Annotated in this window: 17 protein-coding genes; all 17 read left to right on the top strand. The window is 35.7% G+C overall.

The window, feature by feature from the left end; translation table 11 throughout:
- Positions 1-168: 168 nt before the first annotated feature.
- Positions 169-1,050: a translation elongation factor Ts gene (tsf, locus tag NST49_RS09535; RefSeq protein ID WP_023177787.1), complete on the top strand. Its 882-nt coding sequence runs from the start codon at positions 169-171 to the stop codon at positions 1,048-1,050.
- Between the two features lie 233 nt (positions 1,051-1,283).
- Positions 1,284-2,006 (top strand): UMP kinase, encoded by a 723-nt coding sequence (gene pyrH, locus NST49_RS09530; protein ID WP_023177788.1) that lies wholly within the window; start codon positions 1,284-1,286, stop codon positions 2,004-2,006.
- A 1-nt stretch (position 2,007) separates the two neighbouring features.
- A complete protein-coding gene (gene frr, locus NST49_RS09525) occupies positions 2,008-2,565 on the top strand; it encodes a ribosome recycling factor (protein ID WP_023177789.1) in 558 nt (185 codons plus the stop codon).
- Between the two features lie 739 nt (positions 2,566-3,304).
- The gene (locus NST49_RS09520) at positions 3,305-4,081 is read left to right on the top strand and encodes an isoprenyl transferase (RefSeq protein ID WP_341048287.1); all 777 of its coding nucleotides are present in this window, start codon (positions 3,305-3,307) and stop codon (positions 4,079-4,081) included.
- A gap of 21 nt (positions 4,082-4,102) precedes the next feature.
- Complete coding sequence (locus NST49_RS09515; protein ID WP_251166065.1) at positions 4,103-4,888, top strand: phosphatidate cytidylyltransferase; 786 nt, start codon at positions 4,103-4,105, stop codon at positions 4,886-4,888.
- A gap of 212 nt (positions 4,889-5,100) precedes the next feature.
- Positions 5,101-6,375, top strand: a complete 1,275-nt coding sequence (gene rseP, locus NST49_RS09510) for an RIP metalloprotease RseP (RefSeq protein WP_341048285.1) — start codon at positions 5,101-5,103, stop codon at positions 6,373-6,375.
- Positions 6,376-6,435: 60 nt separating this feature from the next.
- Entirely contained in the window at positions 6,436-8,142 is a 1,707-nt protein-coding gene (locus NST49_RS09505; RefSeq protein ID WP_034536583.1) for a proline--tRNA ligase, read from the top strand.
- 135 nt (positions 8,143-8,277) lie between these two features.
- Entirely contained in the window at positions 8,278-12,618 is a 4,341-nt protein-coding gene (locus NST49_RS09500; RefSeq protein WP_341048282.1) for a PolC-type DNA polymerase III, read from the top strand.
- Positions 12,619-12,816: 198 nt separating this feature from the next.
- Positions 12,817-13,290 carry a ribosome maturation factor RimP gene (gene rimP, locus NST49_RS09495; protein ID WP_034536588.1) on the top strand — a complete coding sequence of 158 codons (474 nt, stop codon included), beginning with the start codon at positions 12,817-12,819 and terminating at the stop codon, positions 13,288-13,290.
- A gap of 36 nt (positions 13,291-13,326) precedes the next feature.
- Positions 13,327-14,604 (top strand): transcription termination factor NusA, encoded by a 1,278-nt coding sequence (gene nusA, locus NST49_RS09490; protein ID WP_023177801.1) that lies wholly within the window; start codon positions 13,327-13,329, stop codon positions 14,602-14,604.
- 15 nt (positions 14,605-14,619) lie between these two features.
- Positions 14,620-14,904 (top strand): RNase P modulator RnpM, encoded by a 285-nt coding sequence (gene rnpM / locus NST49_RS09485; protein ID WP_023177803.1) that lies wholly within the window; start codon positions 14,620-14,622, stop codon positions 14,902-14,904.
- Positions 14,901-15,206, top strand: a complete 306-nt coding sequence (locus NST49_RS09480; protein ID WP_023177805.1) for a L7Ae/L30e/S12e/Gadd45 family ribosomal protein — start codon at positions 14,901-14,903, stop codon at positions 15,204-15,206. Before rnpM ends, NST49_RS09480 begins: the two co-directional genes overlap by 4 nt.
- Positions 15,207-15,221: 15 nt before the next feature.
- A complete protein-coding gene (infB, locus tag NST49_RS09475) occupies positions 15,222-17,603 on the top strand; it encodes a translation initiation factor IF-2 (RefSeq protein WP_034536592.1) in 2,382 nt (793 codons plus the stop codon).
- A gap of 25 nt (positions 17,604-17,628) precedes the next feature.
- Positions 17,629-17,976, top strand: a complete 348-nt coding sequence (gene rbfA, locus NST49_RS09470; protein ID WP_023177807.1) for a 30S ribosome-binding factor RbfA — start codon at positions 17,629-17,631, stop codon at positions 17,974-17,976.
- A gap of 124 nt (positions 17,977-18,100) precedes the next feature.
- Positions 18,101-18,655, top strand: a complete 555-nt coding sequence (locus NST49_RS09465; protein WP_341048274.1) for a DUF421 domain-containing protein — start codon at positions 18,101-18,103, stop codon at positions 18,653-18,655.
- Between the two features lie 132 nt (positions 18,656-18,787).
- On the top strand, positions 18,788-19,711 hold the full coding sequence (truB, locus tag NST49_RS09460) for a tRNA pseudouridine(55) synthase TruB (RefSeq protein ID WP_034538584.1): 924 nt from the start codon (positions 18,788-18,790) through the stop codon (positions 19,709-19,711).
- Positions 19,712-19,726: 15 nt separating this feature from the next.
- Positions 19,727-20,698, top strand: a complete 972-nt coding sequence (gene ribF / locus NST49_RS09455) for a riboflavin biosynthesis protein RibF (RefSeq protein WP_341048273.1) — start codon at positions 19,727-19,729, stop codon at positions 20,696-20,698.
- Positions 20,699-20,902: the final 204 nt, after the last annotated feature.

The following is a 20,902-nucleotide window of genomic DNA, read 5'->3' as shown; positions in this document are numbered from 1 at the left end:
TTTTATTACTAACACTATTTAAGGCTGTCTCGAGTAGGGAGAAGTGAGAAGCGACTTTTTACGAAGCGGCGTCATTTCTTTCTTGACGAGTCAGCCTTTTTTTTGTAAAAGAATAGTTAAAACAAAAATCGAATAACGAATAATGTAACTTATAGGAGGAAATATAGAATGGCAAAAGTAACAGCTCAACTAGTTAAACAATTACGTGACATGACCGGCGTAGGAATGATGGATGCTAAAAAAGCATTGGTTGCTGTTGATGGCGACATCGATGCTGCAGTTGACCACTTAAGAGAAACAGGTATGGCAAAAGCTGCTAAAAAAGCTGGACGTATCGCTGCTGAAGGATTAGCTGGCGTTTATGTTGATGGAAATGTTGGTTCTATTACAGAAATCAACTCTGAAACTGACTTTGTTTCTAAAAACAACCAATTCATAAAATTAGTTAAAGATGTAACTGAAGCAATTGCTGAAGGAAATCCTGAAACAGTTGCAGATGCTCAATCTATTAAAGCTGGAGACGGTACTGTAGAAACTGAAATTTTAGCAGCAGTAACTAAAATCGGTGAAAAAATCGAATTACGTCGTTTTGCACGTGTCGAAAAAACTGATGCAGACGTTTTTGGAGCATACACTCACATGGGCGGACGTATTGCAGTATTAGTTACTCTTGAAGGAACAACTGATGAAGATGTTGCTCGTGATATTGCTATGCATATCGCAGCTATCAATCCTAAATATGTTTCTCGTGACCAAGTTTCTCAAGAAGAAATCGATCACGAAACAAAAGTATTAACTGAACAAGCATTAAACGAAGGCAAACCAGCTAATATCGTTGAAAAAATGATCCAAGGACGTTTGAACAAATATTTAGCTGAAATTTCTTTAGTAGACCAACCATTTGTAAAAGATCCAGATCAAACAGTTGGAAAATACATTGAATCAAAAGGCGCTGTAGTTAAATCATTTGTTCGCTTTGAAGTTGGCGAAGGAATTGAAAAACGTGAAGAGAACTTTGCTGAAGAAGTTATGAATCAAGTTAATAAATAAACGGATTTCAATTTGAAAAGGGACGCAGCAGTTGCGTCCCTTTTTTACTAGCGTTTTTCAGAAACACTCACTTTTAAGGGTTATGAAAAAAAGACAGATTTTAGTGTATCTCAACTTTTTGCTACATAGTAGTCTTATTAGCCAAACCAGTATAAGAGATATCTTTTAAATGAAGTTTTTGTTTGAGTATGGTAAAATAATAAAAGTGAACGAGCCAATGGAGGGAAAGACAAATGATTGAACCAAAATACAAACGTGTCGTTTTAAAACTAAGCGGAGAAGCCTTAGCAGGTGATACTGGATTTGGAATAAAACCACCAACAATAAAAGAAATTTGTAAAGAAATAAAAGAAGTAAAAGAATTAGGCGTAGAAATTGCTATTGTCGTTGGAGGCGGAAATATTTGGCGCGGTCAAGTTGGTTCTGAAATGGGAATGGAACGTGCTCAAGCAGATTACATGGGAATGCTGGCTACAGTAATGAACGCTTTAGCATTGCAAGACTGTCTTGAAAATGAAGGAGTACCAACGCGTGTACAAACATCCATCGAAATGCGTCAAATTGCTGAGCCTTATATTCGCAGAAAAGCTGTTCGTCATTTAGAAAAAGGACGAGTAGTGATCTTTGCAGGTGGTACTGGAAATCCTTATTTTTCAACTGACACGACTTCTGCATTAAGAGCAGCTGAAATTGATGCTGATGTTATCTTAATGGCAAAAAATAATGTAGATGGTATCTATTCAGCAGATCCAAAATTAGATAAAAATGCTACTAAATTTGAAGAATTAACTCATTTAGAAATTATCAATAAAGGCTTGCAAGTAATGGACACAACAGCAAGTTCTTTAAGCATGGATAACAACATTCCATTGGTTGTATTCAATTTAAATGAAACTGGAAATATCAAACGTGTTGCTTTAGGTGAAACTATTGGAACAACTGTGAGGGGGAAATAATATGACAAACGCAATCTTACAAACAACAAAAGAAAAAATGGTTAAAACGGAAAGTGCTTTACAACGTGAATTAGGAACGATCCGTGCTGGTCGCGCAAATGCAGGTTTATTAGATAGAATCAATGTTGTGTATTACGGAGCGCCTACACCATTAAAACAATTGGCACAAATTTCTGTTCCAGAACCGCGTGTATTAATGATCACACCGTTCGATAAAAGTTCAATCTCTGATATTGAAAAATCAATTATGCAAAGTGATATCGGGATCAGTCCAGCAAATGACGGAAATGTTATTCGTTTAGTGATTCCACAATTAACTGAAGAACGTCGTAAAGAGTTAGCAAAAAAAGTTGGTAAAGAATCTGAAAATGCTAAAGTTTCAGTTCGCAACATTCGTCGTGAAGCAATTGATGAATTGAAAAAAGCTGAAAAAAATAATGAAATTACTCAAGATGATTTACGTACGTTTGAAGAAGATGTACAAAAAATTACTAATGACAGCGTGAAAAATATTGACGCTATCTCAGCTGAAAAAGAAAAAGAACTATTAGACGTTTAATAAACATGTAGGATACTAAAAAGGGTTAAGACAATTGTCTTAGCCTTTTTAGGTATAATTGAACGATAGAAAGCTAGAAAGAATAGTTTATCAAAGAACATTTTTCTGCTAATCCGACTATTCACTATAATTCGTCTGATAAAGATGTATTCATCAATAGATAAGCGCTCTTGCCTTGTTATGGGGAAAAATGAGAACGTTCTTGTTCTAAAGGGCTTAGAAGCTGATTTTACAGCAAATAAACTAGGTAGCTTATATAGGCTTTACTGAAAATAATACAAATTGAGCAACAAAATAAAGCTTATCATATAAAAAAGTACTTTCGACCTCTACAAAGATAGAGGCCGAAAGTACTTTTGCTTTTGGAAATATCCAGTTAAGCTGTCTTTTTGTCTTCGCCCATTAACAAACTTGTTAATTTGGTTACTACAGCAGAAATAATTAAACCGACGATGAATTTTTTGATTTGTCTTTTCATATTAAAATCCTCCTTAAGTTCCTAACTAGGTTTAATGTATTATAACATTTTTCGTTTTTTGAGCCTACTAAAAGGCTTTCTATCATTATTAGCAGTAGAATAATAAAGGTAAGGGTGTATAAAACAGGAAAATAGCTATTTTAACTTGTAAATATTTCTTAATTATTTGCTAAAAAAGCCGTTTCTTATTAAATTTTGTAGGCTTTTATTTTCTTTTTTGCTACAATGAGTAATGGTGAATTACGAAGTGGAGGGAATCACTTGAAAGGATTATTTAATAAAAGAAGTCAAAAAACAGATGAGATGTCAACCGTCTCTTTTAATATTGATGATAAAATTCCTAAACATATTGCGATCATTATGGACGGAAATGGACGTTGGGCTCAGAAAAAATTTATGCCGCGAGTTGCAGGCCACAAAGAAGGAATGAATACGGTCAAAAAAATCACCAAAAGAGCAAGTCAAATTGGTGTTAAAGTGTTATCACTTTATGCATTTTCAACTGAAAATTGGAAACGACCTGATGATGAGGTCAGTTTCTTAATGCAATTACCAGTTGATTTTTTTGATACTTTTGTCCCTGAATTAATGGAACAGAATGTTAGAGTTCAAGTTATCGGCTTTATTGGTCAATTGCCTAAACACACTCGTAATGCGGTAGAAAAGGCTATAAAAGATACTGAGAACAATACGGGTATGGTATTAAATTTCGCGCTGAATTATGGCGGACGCAGTGAATTGATTGAAGCTTCAAAAGCGATTGCAAAAAAAGTTAAATCAGGAGAACTAGACATAGATGATATAACGGAGTCTGTATTTGAAGACTGCTTAATGACTCATACATTAAATGAGTATCAAAACGTTGATTTTATGATTCGAACGAGTGGTGAAGAGCGAATTAGCAATTTTATGTTGTGGCAAAATGCTTACAGTGAGTTTTACTTTTCTCAAGCTCTTTGGCCTGATTTTAATGAGCAAGCTTTAGAACAATCGATAGCGATTTATCAAAAACGACACCGTCGTTTTGGAGGATTATAAGAGAATTAGGAGGACATATTAGTGAAACAACGTGTTATTTCGGCAATCGTTGCAATTATTCTCTTTGTCCCAGTAGTTTATATAGGGTCATGGATATTAGAATTAGTGGTTGCAGTATTAGGGGTCATTGCATTATTTGAATTATTCAGAATGAAAGGCAACAAATTAGGTTCAGTTGAAGGCATTATTTCTATATTAGCTTTATTAGGATTATTATTCCCGCATTATACAGCCTCATTCTTACCGTCTCATGTGAATACACAAACCGTATTGTACTTCTTTACCTTATTATTATTAGTTTGCACTGTGTTTTCAAAAAATAATTTTACATTTGATGATGCAGCAGTAGCTATTTTAGGGGTAATGTACATAGGTTTTGGCTTTAAATTTCTCTTACTGACAAGAGAAAATGGATTAGATTTACTTTTATTTACGTTATTTGTTGTATGGTCAACAGATATTGGAGCGTATATGATTGGAAGAAAATTAGGGGAACATAAGCTAGCTCCTTCAATCAGCCCTAACAAAACTATTGAAGGTTCTGTAGGTGGCATCATTATGGCTCTTATAGTTGCTGTTATTTACCTGATGTTTTATCCACAAGACAATCCATTAGGCTGGATGCTGGTATTGACAGTGATTCTTTCAATTGCAGGTCAATTAGGCGACTTAGTGGAATCGGCTTTTAAACGTTACTACAATGTAAAAGATTCTGGTAAAATAATGCCTGGTCATGGTGGCATTTTAGATCGTTTTGATAGTCTGTTATTCGTTTTGCCTATCCTGTATTTTTCAGGATTAATTTAAAAATATGTTGAAACAGAAAGTAGTTATCCTTTATTGCGATGGCTACTTTTCTTTTACGAATAATAAATCTTTAAGTCGAATGGTTATTGTATTCAAATTATGATAGAATTAAACTTGTTTTGTACGTAGTATTCCTTATCTATATAAACGTGTTAACTGTTTGATAATATAAAAAGAAAAACTTTTTTAGTGAAGTACAAAGGAGAGAGTATATGATCGCTACCATTATTACTTTTATTATAGTTTTTAGTATTTTAGTGATTTTTCATGAGTTTGGACATTATTATTTTGCTAAAAGAGCAGGTATTTTAGTTAGAGAATTCGCAATTGGATTTGGTCCGAAAATATTTTCTTATCGAAAAGGAGAAACAACTTTTACTATTCGTATCTTACCTGTAGGCGGATACGTGCGTATGGCAGGCTATGAAGAAGAATCAGAAATCAAGCCCGGAACGCCTATTGGTTTAATCGTAAACGATGCAAATGAAGTGTCGCTGATCAATACGTATAAGAAAAAGCAATTATTAGATGCGGTACCGATGGAAGTAACTTCAATCGATCTTGAAAAAGAGTTATATGTTGAAGGTTATTTAGCCGGAGATGAGACGAATCTAGTACGCTACCCTGTTTTGAGAGATGCAATGATCATTGAGGAAGATGGAACAGAAGTGCAGATTGCACCTATTGATGTCCAATTCCAATCAGCTAGTTTGCCAAAAAGAATGATGACAAACTTTGCAGGTCCCATGAATAATATGATTTTAGCAATCGTTGCTTTTATTGTACTGGCATTCTTACAAGGCGGAGTAGTCAGCCAAGAAAATGTATTGGGAGATATTTTACCAGATAGTGCAGCAGAAGAAGCTGGTTTAAAAGAAGGCGACCGAGTTATTCAAATCGGCGATGAAAAAATCGCTACATGGAATGAAATGGTGGAAATGGTTCAGCTAAATCCAGAAAAGGAATTGACTTTTCAAGTTGAATCAAAAGATGGTACTGAAAAGACTCTAACGGTAACTCCATCTGCTAATGAAGCAGCTGACGGAACAGAAGTAGGACAAATCGGCGTGCAAGCATCTCTAGAAACCTCCTTTTGGGCTAAAATCAGTTTTGGTTTTGTTCAGACATGGGCATTAATCACTCAACTATTTACAGTATTGGGTTCAATGTTTACAAAAGGTTTTTCAATTGATATGTTTGGTGGTCCAGTAGCCATTTATGCAACAACACAATCAGTCGTTAAAACAGGCTTGATTGGAATAGTGAACTGGCTAGCTGTTTTAAGTGTTAATTTAGGTATCGTCAATTTATTGCCTATTCCAGGGCTTGACGGTGGGAAATTGCTCTTAAACATTGTTGAAGGTATACGTAGAAAACCATTGAGTGAGGAAAAAGAAGGAATCATTACCTTAATAGGGGTAGGTTTACTATTAGTATTAATGGTATTGGTTACCTGGAATGATATCCAACGATATTTTTTTAACTGATAACTAGAAAAAACAATCATTTATAGACTAATTAGCGTGTCAAAAAGGAGACAGTAACCCATGAAACAATCAAAATTATTTATTCCAACTTTAAGAGATGTACCTAATGAAGCAGAAGTGTTAAGTCATAAAATGTTATTAAGAGCAGGATACATCAGACAACTATCTAGTGGGGTCTATAGTTACTTACCATTAGCAAATCGTGTATTAGAAAAATTAAAAACGATTATGCGTGAAGAATTTGAAAAAATCGATGCTGTTGAAATGTTGATGCCTTCTCTATTGCCTCGCGAATTATGGGAAGAATCTGGACGTTATGAAACGTATGGCGAAGATTTAATGAAATTAAAAGATCGTCATGGACGTGACTACCTTTTAGGACCTACTCATGAAGAAGCCTTCACGACATTGATCCGTGATGAAATCACATCCTACAAACGGTTGCCGCTTTCTTTGTATCAAATCCAAACAAAATTTAGAGATGAAAAACGACCTCGTTCAGGCCTGTTAAGAGGAAGAGAATTTTTAATGAAAGATGCCTATTCTTTCCATGATAGTTTCGAAAGTTTAGATGAAACGTATCAAGATTTTGAAAAAGCTTATACAAGAATCTTTGAACGTTGCGGATTGAATTTCCGTAGCATTATTGGAGATGCAGGAGCGATGGGTGGAAGCAACTCTAAAGAGTTTATGGCAATCTCTGATATTGGAGAAGACACGATTGTTTATTCTGATTCAAGTGATTATTCAGCTAACTTAGAAATGGCTACTAGTTTCCATATGCACAAAAAATCGCTGGAAAATGAAAAAGAGTTAGAAAAAATTGAAACACCAAACAGCAAAACAATTGCTGATGTTTCCTCGTTCCTAGAAGTCGAACCAGAAAAAATTATGAAGAGCTTATTATTTATTGCAGATGAAAAACCTGTTTTAGTGATTGTTCGTGGCGATCATGAAGTAAATGATGTGAAATTGAAAAATTATCTTGATGCAGCCTTTTTAGAATTAGCAACGGAAGAAGAAACAGTGAAATACCTAGGTGTTAACGCTGGTTCAATCGGACCTATAGGCGTTAATGACGACGTTAGAATCCTTGCCGATGTCTATGTTCAAGATATGACAAATGCCATTGCAGGAGCTAACGAAAACGGTTATCACTACTTAAATGTAAACTTAGAACGTGATTCGAACATTGAGACATATATTGATTTGCGTTTTGTTCAAGAAGGCGAGCTATCTCCAGATGGACAAGGTGTATTGAAATTTGCAAAAGGAATTGAAATTGGTCACATCTTTAAACTAGGAACTCGTTATTCAGAAGCTATGAATGCGACAGTATTAGACAATAATGGTCGTTCTATCCCTGTTGTAATGGGCTGTTACGGAATTGGTGTTAGTCGCTTATTATCAGCTATCACTGAACAACAAGCTACTGAAGAAGGCTTGAATTGGCCAAGACACATCGCACCATATGAATTGCACTTGATTCCGGTCAACATGAAAGCAGAGGACCAAGTAAGTTTATCGAATGATTTATATGAATCATTACAACAGGCTGGCTTTTCTGTATTGCTTGATGATCGTAATGAACGTGTCGGTGTGAAATTTAAAGATTCAGATTTAATTGGGATGCCTATCCGTATTACAGTAGGGAAAAAGGCTCAAGAAAATATTGTTGAATTAAAACTTAGAAAAACAGGAGAAGCTTTAGAAGTTCGCACCGATGAATTGGTCGAAACGTTAAATATTCTACTAAGTTCTATTTAATAGCACAAAGACACTACTATTAAAGGAGTTCAAACAAGTACGCACATCCACTTGTCTGGCTCCTTTTGCCATTATTCTTTTTTTATAATAGTGTTGTTTCTTTAGTTCTATCGTTGTAAGTGAAAGGAGTTTCTCATGAGTTTAAATCAAGAAGAAATGTTTCAAAAATTACTAGAACAAGTAGGTTTGCAACATGAAGAACGGTACAAACCTTATTTTGCTCAAGCCAAAGTTTTAAAAGTAACGGTCCATAAGTTATCAAAATGTTGGAATTTTCACTTGCAGTTTCAAGATGTTTTGCCTTTTGAAGTGTATCAAAATCTTTCTGAAAAAATGCAATTGGCTTTCCATACTATTGCACGGGTCCAATTGACCATTGAAACGGTCAAGCCTGTAATGACAATTGAAAAATTAGAACATTATTGGTCAACTGCAGTGAAATTAAGTGCTGTATCTTCTCCGATATGCGATAAACCATTTAGAGAACAATTTCCATTGTTAAACGGTAAAAAAATCCAATTTTATGTAGAAAACGAAGTGGTAAAGGGACATTTAATGAATCAATATTTGCCCCCAGTTGAAGAAGCATATGGTTCTTTAGGCTTTCCAAAATTCAAAATTGAACCAGTGATCGATGAAGCATCTCATTTGAAAAAAATAGCCGAGTTCCAAGCAAAAAAAGAAGAATCTGAAACTCTTTTGGCTATTCGTGCGAATGAAAACATTCAAAAAGCTGAACAAGAAAAGAAACAAAATAAACATCAAGTTCAAGCACAAAAAGGTCCAGTTGTGTTAGGTCGAAAAATTTCTGCTAAAGAAGAAGTTAAACAAATGGATCAAATTATCGAAGAAGAACGCCGTGTAACCGTTGAGGGTTATGTATTCGATGTAGAAGTAAGAGTATTGAGATCTGAAAGACAATTGCTTATCGTGAAAATAACAGACTATACATCTTCATTCTCAGTAAAAAAATTCTCGAATTCACCAGAGGATGAAGCGGCATTTGCGGCGATCAAAAAAGGAATGTGGGTTCGAGCAAGAGGAAGCGTTCAAGAAGATAACTTTATGCGGGACTTAGTGTTGAATGCTCAAGATATTACTGAATGGGATCATGAATCACGTAAAGATACCGCACCAGAAGATGAAAAACGTGTAGAATTGCATTTGCACAGCAATATGAGCCAAATGGACGCAACAAATACCGTTACAGATCTAGTCGATCAAGCAGCTAAATGGGGACATAAAGCTGTTGCGATAACCGACCATTTTGGTGCTCAATCTTTCCCAGATGCTTATCATGCGGGTCAAAAAAATGGCATAAAAATTCTTTATGGAATTGAAGCCAACATTGTAGATGATGGTGTCCCTATAGCTTATAATCCTAAACATATTGAACTAACGGACGCAACCTACGTTGTTTTTGACGTCGAAACAACAGGTCTTTCAGCTGTCTATAATAAAATTATCGAGTTATCTGCAGTTAAAATGCATAAAGGCAATATTATTGAAAGTTTTGAGCATTTCATTGACCCAGGTCATCCTTTATCGCAAACAACGATTAATTTGACAGGAATCACAGACGAAATGGTTCATGGTTCAAAATCAGAAGAGGAAGTTTTAAAATTATTTAAAGAATTCGCAGGAGACTCTATTTTAGTTGCTCATAATGCGAGTTTTGATATGGGCTTTTTAAACACGAGCAATGCGAGACACAATATACCAGATGCTGTAAACCCAGTCATCGATACTTTGGAACTGTCGCGTTTTTTACATCCACAATATAAGAGCCATCGTTTGAACACATTAGCAAAAAAATATGGCATCAATTTGGAACAGCATCACCGAGCTATTTTTGATTCTGAAACAACTGGACATCTGTGCTGGCTTTTCCTAAAAGAGGCCAAAGAAGAGCATGACATGCATTTCCATGATCAATTAAATGAGCATATTGGTGAAGGAGATGCTTACAAACGGGCTCGACCTTTTCATGCAACTATTATTGCAACAACTCAGGCAGGGTTGAAAAATCTTTTTAAACTGATTTCTTCATCGATGGTCGATTATTTCTATCGGACTGCACGACTGCCGCGCTCTGAAGTAATCAAGCTGCGCGAAGGTTTAATTATCGGAACAGCTTGCAACCAAGGGGAAGTTTTTGAAGCCATCATGCAAAAAGGTTTTGATGAAGCAAAAAATAAAGCCAAATTTTATGATTACATCGAAGTTATGCCAAAAGAAGTTTACGCCCCTTTGATTGAACAAGAATTAGTTAAAGATGAGTCTGATTTAGAAGAGATCATTCGCAATCTTGTTCAAATTGGTGAGGATCTAAATATTCCAGCAGTTGCAACGGGGAATGTGCATTATTTAAATCCTGAAGATAGCATTTATCGTAAAATATTGATCAATTCTCAAGGTGGAGCGAACCCTTTAAACCGGTCTGAATTGCCTGAAGCACATTTTAGAACAACAACGGAGATGTTAGAAACTTTTTCATTTTTAGGAGCAGAAACGGCACAGCAAATCGTTGTCAAAAATACAAATAAAATTGCAGATATGGTGGATGATTCTATTACACCAATAAAAACAGATCTTTACACTCCAAAAATTGAAGGGTCAGAAGATGAAATACGTCAATTGAGTTATGATGAAGCGCATAGACTATATGGCAATCCATTACCAGAAATCATTGAAAAAAGACTCGAAAAAGAACTGAACAGCATCATCGGAAATGGGTTCTCGGTCATCTATTTGATTTCGCAAAAACTGGTTCATAAAAGTATGTCAGATGGCTATTTGGTTGGTTCACGGGGTTCAGTGGGTTCCAGTTTTGTCGCAACAATGACTGGAATTACAGAAGTAAACCCAATGCCGCCACACTATAGTTGTCCTAAGTGTCAGTATTCTGAGTTTTATACAGATGGTTCTGTTGGTTCGGGGTATGATCTTCCAGATAAAAATTGCCCTGATTGTGGCGCTCGTTTGCACAAAGATGGACACGATATTCCCTTTGAAACGTTTTTAGGATTTTATGGAGATAAAGTACCCGATATTGATTTAAATTTCTCAGGTGATTATCAAGCAAATGCACATAACTATACAAAAGAATTGTTTGGTGAAGACTATGTTTTCCGTGCAGGAACGATTGGTACGGTAGCAGACCGGACAGCATTTGGATATGTAAAAGGGTATGAACGCGACAATAACCTGAATTTACGGGCTGCAGAAATCGATCGTTTAGCAAAAGGCTCTACTGGTGTCAAACGAACGACTGGTCAGCATCCGGGAGGAATTATCGTTATACCGGACTATATGGACGTGTATGACTTTACACCAATTCAATTCCCAGCAGATGCACAGGATTCAGAATGGAAAACGACTCATTTTGACTTCCATTCTATTCATGATAATGTTTTAAAATTAGATATATTGGGTCACGATGATCCAACGGTTATTAGAATGCTGCAAGACTTATCAGGTGTCGATCCTAAAACGATTCCTACTGATGATCCTGAAGTGATGAAGATCTTTGGTGGGACAGAAGTTCTTGGCGTTACACCAGAACAGATTCAATCAAAAACGGGCACATTAGGAATACCAGAATTTGGTACGCGATTTGTAAGAGGAATGTTAGAAGAAACGAAGCCGACAACATTTGCTGAATTGCTTCAGATATCAGGATTATCACATGGAACGGATGTATGGTTAGGAAATGCAGAAGAGCTGATACGCTTGAATGATATTCCTTTATCCGAAGTAATCGGTTGTCGTGATGATATCATGGTCTACTTGATCCATAATGGTATGGAAGATGGATTAGCCTTTAAAATAATGGAATCCGTTCGTAAAGGTAAAGGCATTCCAGATGATTGGCAAAAAGCGATGCGAGATGAAAATATACCGGAGTGGTACATCGATTCTTGTTTGAAAATCAAGTATATGTTCCCTAAAGCTCATGCTGCAGCCTATGTATTAATGGCTTTACGTGTAGCTTATTACAAAGTTCATTTCCCTATTCTTTACTATGCTGCCTATTTCTCTGTCCGGGCAGATGACTTTGATTTAGTTGCCATGTCTAAGGGCAAAGAAAGTATCAAGGTTAAAATGAAAGAAATTACGGATAAAGGATTGGATGCTTCAACGAAAGAAAAAAATCTCTTAACTGTTTTAGAGTTGAGTAATGAAATGGTTGAGCGAGGCTTTAATTTTAAAATGGTAGATCTAGAAAAATCGGATGCTAGTGATTTTGTGATTGAAGGCAATTCATTAATTGCACCTTTTAGAGCTGTACCAAGTTTAGGAGCAAACGTTGCTAAACAAGTTATTGAAGCACGAAAAGACAAACCGTTTCTTTCAAAAGAAGATCTGGCTAAAAGAGGAAAAGTTTCTAAAACCGTTATTGAGTATTTAAATGAAAATGGAGTGTTAAAAGGGTTGCCTGATGAAAATCAATTGTCTTTATTTGATCTCTTTTAATGTGTCCTTTTGTTTAAAGCAATTTTATTTTTTCAGTAAAATGCAACTAGAAAGACTTATTTGATAGTGTTTTGTTGCTTATTGATTAAATATATGGTACTATTTATTTGGATTTAGATATTCTGTTGAGAGTGAGCGGTGACGCTCACTCTTTTTCGGCAGTAAGTTAGAAAAGTAACTATAAGGAGGCGAAAAAAGTTGAGCAATGTGACAGAAACAGTAACTGAAATCGTACAACCTATTGTTGAAAGTAATCAGTTTGAATTAGTGGACATTGAATTCATAAAAGAAGGTAAAAATTGGTTTTTAAGAGTTTATATCGATAAACCAGAGGGTGTTGATTTAGAGGATTGTGCATTAATTAGCGAGAAAATCAGCGAAAAAATGGATAAAACGGATCCAGATCCTATACCACAAGCCTACTTCTTGGAGGTTTCATCTCCTGGAGCTGAAAGACCACTAAAAAAAGAAGAAGACTATATCAATGCAGTTGGGGAATACATCCATCTCTCATTATATGAACCGGTTGACGGCGAAAAAATCTATGAAGGCACATTAAAGGAAGTAAATGATGAAACCTTAACATTGACTATTCGCATTAAAACAAGAGTGAAAGATATCGAATTCAACCGAAAAACAATTGCAAAAGCCAGAAGAGCTATTCAATTTTAAACTAAATTAATGTTAGAGATAGGAGAGAAGAAAAAAATGAGCAAAGAAATGTTAAATGCTCTTAATGCTTTAGAACAAGAAAAAGGAATTTCAAAAGAATTTGTTGTTGAAGCATTAGAAGTTGCGTTGGTTTCAGCTTACAAAAGAAACTACAACCAAGCGCAAAACGTTGAGGTTGAATTTGATTTAAAAAAAGGGAACATTCATGTTTACTCCGTTAAAGAAGTGGTAGATGTAGTTTATGATTCTCGCCTTGAAGTGGGTATTGAAGAAGCGTTAGACTTAAATAAAGCTTATGAGTTAGGCGACAAAATTCGTTTTGAAGTAACACCAAAAGATTTTGGACGAATTGCTGCTCAAACTGCAAAACAAGTCATCATGCAACGTGTGCGTGAAGCAGAAAGAAATATCATTTACAATGAGTTTATTGCTTACGAAAATGACATTATGCAAGGAATCGTTGAAAGACAAGATCACCGTTACATTTATGTGAATTTAGGAAAGATCGAAGCTGTCTTGTCTAAACAAGAACAAATTCCTAATGAAGTATACAAGCCTCATGACCGTATTAAAGTGTATGTAACAAAAGTTGAAAATACATCAAAAGGGCCTCAAATCTTTGTTAGTCGCAGTCACCCAGATTTGTTGAAACGCTTATTTGAACAAGAAGTTCCTGAAATTTATGATGGTGTTGTTGAAATTGTTTCTATCGCTAGAGAAGCAGGAGACCGCGCTAAAGTGGCTGTTCGTTCTAGAGAGGAACACATTGATCCAGTTGGAACTTGTGTGGGACCTAAAGGACAACGTGTTCAAGCAATCGTCAATGAATTAAAAGGGGAAAACATGGATATCGTTGAATGGGATGCAGATCCTGCAACTTATATCGGAAATGCTTTGAATCCGGCTCAAGTTGTCAGTGTGACTTTTAACGAAGCTGCCGGCAGCTGTTTAGTAGTTGTCCCTGACTATCAACTTTCTCTTGCAATCGGTAAACGTGGTCAAAATGCTCGTTTAGCTGCTAAATTAACTGGATACAAAATCGATATCAAATCTGAAACAGACATGGAGGCTATTACTATGGCTAAAGAAGAAGTTGGATTAGAAAAAGATGTAGAGTATGCTGAAGTAATTGAAACGATTGAAAGTCAAGAACAAGAATTGAATGAAGAAGAAATCATTGAATCTGTTGAAGATCTTGATACTGAATTTGACGAAATCTCAATTGATGACGACGTTGAAGAAGGAAATCTAGATGCTGAATCTGCAGAGGAATTGATTGAATTAGCCGAAGAACGTGACGGTATGGAAGACTAACAAGAGGTGAGAATAATGCCAAAACGTAAAATTCCTATGCGGAAATGTGTGGTTTCTAATGAGATGAAACCTAAAAAAGACATGATCCGAATTGTGATCAATAAAGAAAATCAAGTATCTATCGATCCAAGTGGTAAGTTACCTGGAAGAGGTGCTTATGTCTCTATCGAACCTGAAATTGTCCAATCTTCATGGGATAAACATGTCTTGGATAAAGTATTGGGCACATCATTAGATGATCATTTTTATCAAGAGCTTTTAAATTATGTTACGCATCAAAAAGCTAGGATGAGTTTATGATAGAGGAACAAAAGGTGTTAAATCTCTTAGGTATGGCAACCAGAGCAGGTAAGCTTACAACTGGAGAAGATCTAAGTTTAAAAGAAATCAGAAATCAGACCGCGAAAGTTGTCATTGTTGCTACTGATGCAAGTGAAAATACTAAGAAAAAAATCTCGGATAAGTGTATTTATTATCAGATTCCTTTTATAATTCACTTTACGAGAAGTGAATTAAGCCAAGCAATAGGAAAAGAACGAACCATTTGCACCGTCACGAATAATGGCTTTGGAAAAAAATTCCGAGAATTATTATCGATTTAATTGGAGGGTGATAACATGGCTAAAAAACGTGTATATGAGTACGCCAAAGAATTGGATGTACCAACAAAAAGTGTTATTGATAAGGCTAAAGAACTTGGAATCGACTATAACAGTCATATGTCTGCTATGGATGATAAACAGGTAGAAAAGCTAAATACTATTTTTGTTTCAAACAATAAAAGTAACGCAGTTTCTAAAAATAACGACCCCAAAAAAGCAACGAGTACGTCAAGTACAAAAAATCAAAAAGGTGGTAATCCTATAACGAATCAGAAGAATCAATCCAATCAATCACAACCAAATCGCCCAGCATCAAAAGAAACGAATGCTGTTACAAGTAAACCGAAAAACACAACAACTGTAAAACCAGCTTCAACAAGTAAACCAGCAGCTAAACCAGCTGCATCAACAAAACCAAAAACGCAAACAAGCAGTCAAACTGCTCAAAGCGGAACTGGAAATCAAGCACCACAACGTGCAGCTGCTGCTCCAGCAGGCAATAAGAATAAACGTACTGGTAACAGACCTTTTAACCGTGGAAGTGTGGGAACACATGGCGGATTCAACAAACGTAAGAGAAAAGGTAAAAAAGGTGAAACTAAACCAGTAGCACCACCAGTAGCACGTAAATTTAAAGAATTACCTGAAGTTCTTGTGTATACAGACGGTATGACAGTAGCGGATATTTCTAAAAAGATTTACCGCGAACCAGCTGAAATCATCAAAAAATTATTCATGCTTGGTGTCGTAGCTACATTGAACCAAAGTTTAGGCAAAGAAGCGATTGAATTATTGGCTGAAGAGTACGGCATTGCAACAGAAGAGAAAGTTCAAGTAGATGTGTCTGATTTAGATGTTTACTTTGAGCAAGAATCTGCTGAAGAAAATCTAACTACTCGTCCACCAGTAGTAACGATCATGGGACACGTTGACCATGGTAAAACAACGTTACTAGACTCACTTAGAAATACAAAAGTAAGTTTAGGCGAAGCCGGCGGAATCACACAACATATTGGTGCTTATCAAGTAGATGTTGATGGAAAAGTCATCACATTCTTAGATACTCCAGGACATGCTGCGTTTACAACGATGCGTGCTCGTGGTGCTGATGTAACAGATATTACGATTATCGTAGTAGCTGCAGATGATGGGGTTATGCCACAAACGGTTGAAGCTATCAATCATGCTAAAGCAGCAGAAGTTCCAATTATCGTAGCAGTAAATAAAGTAGATAAACCAGATGCTAATCCTGAACGAGTGATGCAAGAATTAACAGAATACGGTTTGGTTCCGGAATCTTGGGGTGGAGACACGATATTCGTTGAAATCTCAGCTAAGTTCGGTCAAAACTTAGACGAATTATTAGAAATGATTTTACTTGTAGCTGAAGTTGAAGACTTAAAAGCTGATCCTAAACGTTTAGCTCTTGGTTCAGTAATCGAAGCTCGTTTAGACAAATCTAAAGGTCCAATTGCGACTTTACTTGTCCAAGAAGGAACTCTTAACGTAGGAGACCCTATTGTAGTAGGGAACACTTATGGTCGTGTACGTGTAATGGTCAACGAAAATGGCCGCCGTGTTAAACATGCTGGCCCTTCTGCTCCAGTTGAAATCACTGGATTAAACACTGCTCCTCAAGCTGGAGATCAATTTGTTGTCTTTGAAGACGAAAAAACAGCTCGTGCAGCAGGAGAAACACGTGAGAAAAAAGCGATGGCTGAGCAACGTTCAGCAACGAACCGTGTAACGATTGACAACTTATTCTCTAGTTTACAAGAAGGAGAATTGAAAGAAGTTAATGTTATCATTAAAGCTGATGTACAAGGTTCTGCCGAAGCACTATCATCAAGTTTGCAAAAAATTGATGTAGAAGGCGTACGCGTGAAAATGATTCATACGGCAGTTGGAGCAATTAACGAAAGTGATATTACTTTAGCAGCTGCAAGTAATGGGATCATTATCGGGTTTAATGTTCGTCCGACTCCACAAGCAAAAATCCAAGCTGAACAAGAACAAGTAGATATTCGCTTGCACCGTATCATTTATAACGCAATCGATGAAATTGAAACAGCTATGAAGGGTCTATTAGATCCTGAATACGAAGAAAAAGTAACAGGACAAGCTGTAGTTCGTGAAACATTCAAAGTATCTAAAGTTGGTACAATTGCTGGTGGATTTGTTACGGATGGCTACATTACTCGTAGCAGCAGTATCCGCTTGATTCGCGATAATATCGTTATTTTTGAAGGCGAATTAGCAAGTTTGAAACGCTTTAAAGACGATGCTAAAGAAGTGAAAAAAGGTTTTGAATGTGGATTTATGATTAAAGATTACAACGAAGTTCAAGTGGATGATATTATCGAAGCTTATGAAATGGTTGAAATCAAACGCAAATAATTAATATAAGAAAGTAGGGGTAAACATGGCAAACCATAGAATTGGACGTGTTTCACAAGAAATTCAAAGAGAAGTAAATGACATTTTGAAAAAACGCGTGAAAGATCCCCGTGTTGCTGATGTAAACATAACCGATGTTCGTGTAACAGGTGATCTTCAACAAGCAACTATTTTCTATAGTATTTTATCTGATAAAGCTAGTGACCGTGAAAAAACGCAATTAGGATTAGATAAAGCTTCTGGCTTAGTCAGAAGAGAGTTAGGCCAACGCTTAACGCTTTACAAAACACCAGAATTAACATTTGAACGTGATGCATCTGTTGAATATGGTAACCATATTGATGAATTGTTGCGTAATTTAAATAAAGATTAAAAAGAATATAAGTATAAAAGAACAGTGTCGAGACAAAATGTCTTAACACTGTTCTTTTTTTCTCAAAGTTCATTTTCTTTACTGTCTATATTTTTTTCGATAAACTTAATAGAGGAGGGACTTTATGTCAGATTTCTTAATAAGCTTACAAACAGAGATAGGAATACCAAATCTATTTTTTGATAGTTGGACGCCAGTCTTTAGAATCCTTTTTTCAACATTAATAACCTATATATTGTTACTTATCAGTTTAAGAATTTTTGGGAATAGAAGTGTTTCAAATATGAGTATACAAGATGTTATTACTTCATTTACGATAGGTTCAGTAATTTCATCTACCTTGATTTTAAAAGAAGTTACTATAATCAATGGGTTTTTAGCTATTGTAGTACTCTTATTTTTGCAATTTCTCGTATCAAAAATTATTTTCAAATGGTCTTTTTTTTCAAAATACATCGATCCACCTCCAAAAGTTTTATTTTTAAAAGGTGAATTTTTAGAAAATACAATGAAAAAAAGTCGAGTAACTAAAGAAAATATTTATTCTGCTATTCGAACTCAAGCCAGGTGTTCATCTGATAAAGTTTTTGCGGTATTACTAGAAGCAAATGGTGAACTTTCTGTGTTGACTGATGTGAGTTTGAGTTATGAGAAAGAAATTACTAAATATTTAAACTAAAAAAAGTCTATCTTTGATAGATTTTTTTTTTAGTTTAAAAATAATAGGAACCACTACTATTTTAATGGATGACGGGTTTTCTAGAATTATGGTATACTAGGAGAGTTGAAAATGGAAGGTTGGGATTTAGCAATGGAAGGTATTCTCCCTTTATGGAAAGAACGTGGCATGACCAGCCATGATTGTGTATTTAAACTCAGAAAAATTTTAAAAACAAAAAAAATTGGACACACAGGTACATTAGATCCAGATGTAGATGGCGTGTTGCCTATTTGTGTTGGAAAAGCAACAAAAGTTGTTGAGTACATGATGGAGACAGGCAAAGGTTATATAGGTGAAATTACGCTAGGGTATTCAACAACGACAGAAGACCGTAGTGGTGAAATTGTTGAGCGTGTTAGAGTAGAAGCCATTCCAGCATTGGAAGCTATTGATGATGCAATGAAACATATGGAAGGGACCATCACTCAAATTCCTCCTATGTATTCTGCAGTAAAAGTAAATGGAAAAAAATTGTATGAGTATGCGCGAGCTGGTGAAACGGTCGAACGACCAGTTCGATTGGCAGAAATCAAGCAATTTAAACGGACATCTGATCTTGTAATAGATGAAGAAAATGGGACAGTCTCTTGGACGTTTGAAGTTGCTTGTGGCAAAGGGACTTACGTTCGTACGTTAGCTGTTGATTTAGGTGAAAAGCTTGGATTTCCAGCGCATATGTCTGATTTAACACGTATATTGAGTGGAACGTTTAAACCAAGTGATTGTTTGACATTAGAACAAGTTGCTGAAAAAATGGAACAATTAGAAATTGAAAAGCACTTATTTCCTTTAGAATTTGGTTTAAAAGAACTGCCTTCATTTGATATAACTGAAGATTTGTGGGATAAAGTAAAAAATGGAGCAGTCTTGCCTATTGATACTGTGCCTAAAGACTTAAATGTATCAATGCCCATCGTGTTCACTTATCTTCAAAAGGCAGTCAGCATCTATGCTGTGCATCCGAGCAAAAAGGATTACTTAAAGCCGGTTAAAGTTTTACGGAATAATTTATAAAGGAGTTTTCACACTATGGAAATTATTAGACTACATCACCCTTACCAAGTAGATGAAATCCCTAAAGATAATGTAGTACTCGCGTTGGGCTTTTTTGATGGAGTACATAGAGGTCATCAAGAAGTAATTGGCAGAGCAAGAAGTATTGCTGAGAAAGATCAGTTAAAATTAGCTGTTATGACATTTAACCAACACCCATCGATTGTTTTTCAAAAATTAAATCCGGATCATCATAAATATCTTTCAACAGTTTCCCGTAAAGAAGAGTTGATGGAAAAAATTGGTGTGGATTTTCTATATGAAGTAGATTTTACATCTGCTTTTGCTAGTTTGTCACCGCAAGATTTTGTGGAACAATACATTGTTGGACTGCACGCACAAACCGTTGTAGCTGGTTTTGATTATACATTTGGAAAAAAAGAAGTGGCTTCTATGCATCATCTGCCGCAGTATGCTAAAAATCGCTTTGAAATTGTAGTAGTAGAAAAACAGACGCTCAAAGACGACAAAATTAGTTCTACACGCATTCGTTTAGCCTTAGAGGTTGGCGATATGCCTGTTGTTAATAATTTATTAGGTTACATTTATGCATCTCCAGGAAGAGTTGTTCATGGAGATGCAAGAGGCAGATTATTGGGATTTCCAACAGCGAATATAGAAGTAGAAAACCATGTGAAATTACCACGAACAGGCGTGTATGCTGTTAAAATTTTAGTTGGCGATCAACTGTATAATGGTATGGCTTCTATTGGTTATAACGTAACCTTTGAACCCAATCGGCCTTTAACGGTTGAAGTATACATTCTTGATTTCAATAAAGACATTTATGGTGAAGAAGTGACCGTTTTCTGGTATGAATACTTGCGTGATGAAGAAAAATTTGACTCAATTGATGCTCTAATTGAGCAACTTAAGCAAGACGAATTAGATACGGCACATTTTTTTGAACACTATAAAGAAATGCCACATGCAAATTTTTTAACTTGATTTAGGATTTGAAAAAAATAAAACATTTATGGAGGCTGGGATAAAAATCCCGGCCTCTTTCTTTATATACGAAAGTTTAATCTAAACCGTGCTCCAAAAAGCAGACTCGACGTCCACTTTGTCATGCCTAGTGGCTTCAGCTACGTACAGACAGGATACACTTAGGCGTTAGCCTACAGTGCTTTTATTCAACGCTTGATGGTT

The organism is Carnobacterium sp. FSL W8-0810 (genome assembly GCF_038007125.1).
Classification (GTDB): Bacteria; Bacillota; Bacilli; order Lactobacillales; family Carnobacteriaceae; genus Carnobacterium_B; species Carnobacterium_B inhibens.
The sequence above is the reverse complement of the archived record's forward strand: the minus strand, read 5'-3'. Positions and strand labels throughout refer to the sequence as shown.

What these genes read in the sequence shown, in the direction of transcription:
- tsf (WP_023177787.1), top strand. Translation starts at nt 169, where the DNA reads ATGGCAAAAGTAACAGCTCAACTAGTTAAACAATTACGTGACATGACC.
- pyrH (WP_023177788.1), top strand. Translation starts at nt 1,284, where the DNA reads ATGATTGAACCAAAATACAAACGTGTCGTTTTAAAACTAAGCGGAGAA.
- frr (WP_023177789.1), top strand. Translation starts at nt 2,008, where the DNA reads ATGACAAACGCAATCTTACAAACAACAAAAGAAAAAATGGTTAAAACG.
- rseP (WP_341048285.1), top strand. Translation starts at nt 5,101, where the DNA reads ATGATCGCTACCATTATTACTTTTATTATAGTTTTTAGTATTTTAGTG.
- NST49_RS09505 (WP_034536583.1), top strand. Translation starts at nt 6,436, where the DNA reads ATGAAACAATCAAAATTATTTATTCCAACTTTAAGAGATGTACCTAAT.
- NST49_RS09500 (WP_341048282.1), top strand. Translation starts at nt 8,278, where the DNA reads ATGAGTTTAAATCAAGAAGAAATGTTTCAAAAATTACTAGAACAAGTA.
- nusA (WP_023177801.1), top strand. Translation starts at nt 13,327, where the DNA reads ATGAGCAAAGAAATGTTAAATGCTCTTAATGCTTTAGAACAAGAAAAA.
- rnpM (WP_023177803.1), top strand. Translation starts at nt 14,620, where the DNA reads ATGCCAAAACGTAAAATTCCTATGCGGAAATGTGTGGTTTCTAATGAG.
- NST49_RS09480 (WP_023177805.1), top strand. Translation starts at nt 14,901, where the DNA reads ATGATAGAGGAACAAAAGGTGTTAAATCTCTTAGGTATGGCAACCAGA.
- infB (WP_034536592.1), top strand. Translation starts at nt 15,222, where the DNA reads ATGGCTAAAAAACGTGTATATGAGTACGCCAAAGAATTGGATGTACCA.
- rbfA (WP_023177807.1), top strand. Translation starts at nt 17,629, where the DNA reads ATGGCAAACCATAGAATTGGACGTGTTTCACAAGAAATTCAAAGAGAA.
- NST49_RS09465 (WP_341048274.1), top strand. Translation starts at nt 18,101, where the DNA reads ATGTCAGATTTCTTAATAAGCTTACAAACAGAGATAGGAATACCAAAT.
- truB (WP_034538584.1), top strand. Translation starts at nt 18,788, where the DNA reads ATGGAAGGTATTCTCCCTTTATGGAAAGAACGTGGCATGACCAGCCAT.
- ribF (WP_341048273.1), top strand. Translation starts at nt 19,727, where the DNA reads ATGGAAATTATTAGACTACATCACCCTTACCAAGTAGATGAAATCCCT.